Genomic DNA, 3,674 nt, shown 5'->3' with positions numbered 1-3,674 from the left:
ATCGATCAGCATCGCCGCCGCCGGCAGGAAATAGGGCTTGTAGACCAGCGCCGCGCAGAGCTTCACCAGGCCGCCGCCGGTGGTGCTGCTGGGCAGCGTGACGCTGAGCGTGGTGTTGGCCGGATCGATACTGTCGCCCAGGTTGGCCTTGAAGAACTCCAGCGCATAGGCCCTCAGCTGGTCGTCGGTGGCGCCTTCGGCAAGGCGGCGGGCGGTGGCGAAATTGGCGGCGTCGAGCGCGTTCACCACCTTCTGTTTCTCGCTGATCATGCTCGAATAGTCGACGCTCAGCGCCACGGCTCCCATCAGCGGCACCATGGCGAGCACGGTCATGAGGGCATAGTTGCCGCGCCGGTCGCGGCAGAAGTCACGCCAGAAGTCACGCATATCGCGTAAGCGGCCCTGGGCGGGGGGTCTGCAAGGCGCTTTCATCGGTCAGCTGACGATGCGCAGGTTCGACAGTTCGTCGGCGATTTCCTTGAAGCTTTTCGACAGCGTGGCGCCGGTCGCGTTCCAGTACAATTTCGCCGCTGTCTTGCCGGTCGGGTCGGCCGGGTCTTTTCGGAACCTCGAGTCCGAGGAACAGGTCTTCAGCGCAGCCATTGCGGCCTTTTCTGCGGATTTGGTTTCCACGAGGTCAAGCGAAACCGTCATCACGATGACGTTCGAATTCTTTGCATTGGCGCAAAGCGTCTGCATCTGCTCGTCGAGCGCCGTCGTGTAGTTGGCGGCGGTGTAGGTCGTCTTGCCAACGGAAGCGCTGGTGTTCATGAACAGTCGGGTCAACGTGCCGGAGCCCGGATAGGTCAGGCCCGTGTAGCCATACGCGGCGTAAGTCGACATGTTCTTGGCGTAGGTGGCGTCGGCGATCGGGCTGTAGGTGTTGGCGCCGTCGGTCAGCACGATGACGACCTTGTCGTTGCCTCTTTCGGTGTTGGCCCGGCCGTCCGTGAAAGGCTCATTGCTCGACAATGCCCGCCAGCCCCAGGCAAGCCCTTCCGGCACGTTGGTATTGCCTGTTGGTGTCATCGCGCTGATGGCGCTTGTGATGGTGTTCTTGCCCGTGGTCGTGGTTATGTCCTGCAACGGCGTGATGGCGGCAGTCGTGCACCCGGAGTTGGGGCCGCCGTCAGCCGGCTCCGCCGCCGCGTTGTAGGGCTTTGTGACGAAATACTTGCGCATATCCGACTGGCGTTTTGCGACGGCCAGGCTGTCGGCCGAATCCACCCACCAATTGTTGGTGTAACCCCATGACGTCGTGCTGGCGTGGGTGGAGTCGGTCCAGAAATTGCCGGCCTCGTCCGGAGCGAACATCGGGACGAACAGGCTGGCGGGTGTGGACGTTGCCGGCGTCGTATCGTCCACATTGTAAGGATACGGCCTTGCTTCCACGCAGCCTTTCCAGGCTTGGTATTGGGCGGTCGTGTCGACATAAGTCTGACACGTGCCGTGGTTTTTCTTGGTGCAGGTTCGCGTCGTGGCCATCATATCCTGGTAGAGGGTGAAGCGGGTCATTGCCTTGCCCGCGTCGGCGCCCCAGCCGGTGCCCCTCTGGTAGTAGGCGTCGCCAACCTTCTCGATGTATTTGTTCGGATCGACGCCGGAGACGGTCTTGTTCATCTGCGTCCAGTCGAAATTCTCATGATGCACCGGCGAGATGCCGCCGAGATCCATCCAGGTCTTGTCCTTGTTGGCTGAGCCGACATTGACCGAGGCCGAAAACGGTACCAGGGCGAATTGCACCGGCTTGGTGACCTGCTTCATTTGGCCTGCCTGCAGGGCCAACGTGTTGACGAGTTCTGTCGCGGCGGTCTTGAGCAACTCTATTCGCTGCTGGCCGGTACCGGATCCATTCGTGCTCATCGAGCCGGAATTGTCGAGCACCAGGGCGACTTCCAGGGTGTTCTTCAGTCGGACTTCCGAGCACGCGGTCAAGCTTCGGTCGCTGGCCGTCCTGCCGATCAGCATTGCGGCAGCCGGCAGGAAAAACGGATGGTAGCGCAGGTTCGCGCAAAGCTTCAGCGTGCCGCCACCGTTATTGTTGTTGGGCAAGGTGACGCTCAGCGTGGTGTCGGCCGGGCTGACATGCGACAGATTGGCTTCGAAGAAGTTCTTCGCATAAGCCTTGGCATCGGCATCGCTTACATTGGCGACGATCTGCTGCGCCGTGGCGACGCCGGCGGCATCGAGCGCGTTCAACGTTTCCTGTTTTTGGCGAACCAGCTCCGTATAGTCGACCGCCAATGCCACGCCGCCCATCACAGGCACCATCGTGATGACGGCAATCAAGGCATAGTTGCCCCGCCTGTTGTGCACGAAGCTGCGGATCATCGCCCCCAACTTGCGGATCATAGCCTTTAGTCCCCCACTAATATACGACCAAGGTCGTAGTTGATCTGCAACCATGGTCACAGATCATTAAATTTCAGGTTGCGCGAATGCATCCAACCTCAACCTGCGTTTTCAAGGCCCGTTAACCATCGGGCTCGCGGCGAGGGTGCCGAGGGGGCTGGGAATTCAGTCGCGAACGCGTGTCCTGCCCACGGTATCAGTCCTGCGGTAGCGGGTGCTGTCTGCCGAAAGCTGGTGACAGGATGAGGCGCTTCGGTTAATGCGGGACCGGCCGCGGCGGACCGTCGGCGGCGGCTTTCGCAACGATCGGCAGGGTAGACAGCATGGCGGATCTGCCAGACATCATCGGCTCGCTCGCGGATTTGTCGGGTGCCTATTCGGCCATCCTGTGCGATGTCTGGGGCGTGGTGCACAATGGCGAATGGCATTTTCCCCAGGCCGCGCTGGCACTGGCCGCGGCGCGCGCGGCGGACGTCCCGATCGTGCTGATCACCAACTCGCCGCGCCGCAGCGCCGATGTCGTTGCGCAGATGAACGCGATAGGCGTTCCCACCGACGCCTATGACCGCATCGTCACCTCCGGCGACGTCACCCGCGATCTGATCGCCGAGGGCCCGAGAAAGATCTTCCACATCGGCCCCGACCGCGATTTCACCCTCTATGACAGCCTCGGCGTCGATCTGGTCGAGGAGTTCGAGGCCTCCGGCGTGGTCTGCACCGGCCTGTTCGACGACGAGGTGGAAAAGCCTTCCGACTATGCCGACTTGCTGCGGCGGCTGCGCGCCCGCGACCTGCCGTTCATCTGCGCCAACCCCGACATCGTGGTGGAGCGCGGCGAACGCATGATCTGGTGCGCCGGTGCGCTTGCCCGCGACTACGCCCAGCTTGGCGGGCGAACCCTGATCGCCGGCAAACCCTACGCGCCGATCTACGACGTCGCGATGAAGGAGGTTGCCGGCCTGCTCGGGCGTCCCGTCGAACGCTCGCGGGTGCTGGCCATCGGCGACGGCTTGATGACCGACATCAAGGGCGCGGCCGACAATGGATTCGACGTGCTCTATGTCTCGGGAGGCATCCATGCCCGCGACTATGGCGATCCGCTGCAGCCCGATCCCGACAGGCTCGCCGCCTTTCTCGATAAGCACGGCTACCGCCCGGTCGCGGTCATTCCAAGGCTGCAATAGGGGCGTTCCATGACGGAAACCTCACAAAGCTTCGCGCGCATCTCGGCGACATCGCCGCTGCCGACCCATTTGCGCGGCGGCGTGGTGGCGATCGGCAATTTCGACGGCGTCCATCGCGGCCACCAGGCGGTGCTGGAG

General features: G+C 62.5%; 3 protein-coding genes and 1 pseudogene. 2 read left to right on the top strand and 2 right to left on the bottom strand.

The window, feature by feature from the left end:
- Positions 1-387, bottom strand: a 387-nt coding sequence (locus EN745_RS31685; RefSeq protein ID WP_189363221.1) for a TadE/TadG family type IV pilus assembly protein, incomplete at its 3' end; no start/stop codon positions are given.
- 48 nt (positions 388-435) lie between these two features.
- Complete coding sequence (locus EN745_RS31680) at positions 436-2,352, bottom strand: TadE/TadG family type IV pilus assembly protein (RefSeq protein ID WP_245487884.1); 1,917 nt, start codon at positions 2,350-2,352, stop codon at positions 436-438.
- A 323-nt stretch (positions 2,353-2,675) separates the two neighbouring features.
- On the opposite strand from EN745_RS31680, the gene EN745_RS31675 reads away from it, so the two are divergent.
- Entirely contained in the window at positions 2,676-3,536 is an 861-nt protein-coding gene (locus tag EN745_RS31675; protein WP_189363220.1) for a TIGR01459 family HAD-type hydrolase, read from the top strand.
- 9 nt (positions 3,537-3,545) lie between these two features.
- Positions 3,546-3,674, top strand: a pseudogene (locus EN745_RS31670) (bifunctional riboflavin kinase/FAD synthetase); the annotation flags it as partial.

The organism is Mesorhizobium sp. M4A.F.Ca.ET.022.05.2.1, assembly GCF_003998845.1.
Classification (GTDB): Bacteria; Pseudomonadota; Alphaproteobacteria; order Rhizobiales; family Rhizobiaceae; genus Mesorhizobium.
This window is presented reverse-complemented; position numbering and strand designations above follow the sequence as displayed.

What these genes read in the sequence shown, in the direction of transcription:
- EN745_RS31680 (WP_245487884.1), bottom strand. Translation starts at nt 2,352, where the DNA reads ATGATCCGCAAGTTGGGGGCGATGATCCGCAGCTTCGTGCACAACAGG.
- EN745_RS31675 (WP_189363220.1), top strand. Translation starts at nt 2,676, where the DNA reads ATGGCGGATCTGCCAGACATCATCGGCTCGCTCGCGGATTTGTCGGGT.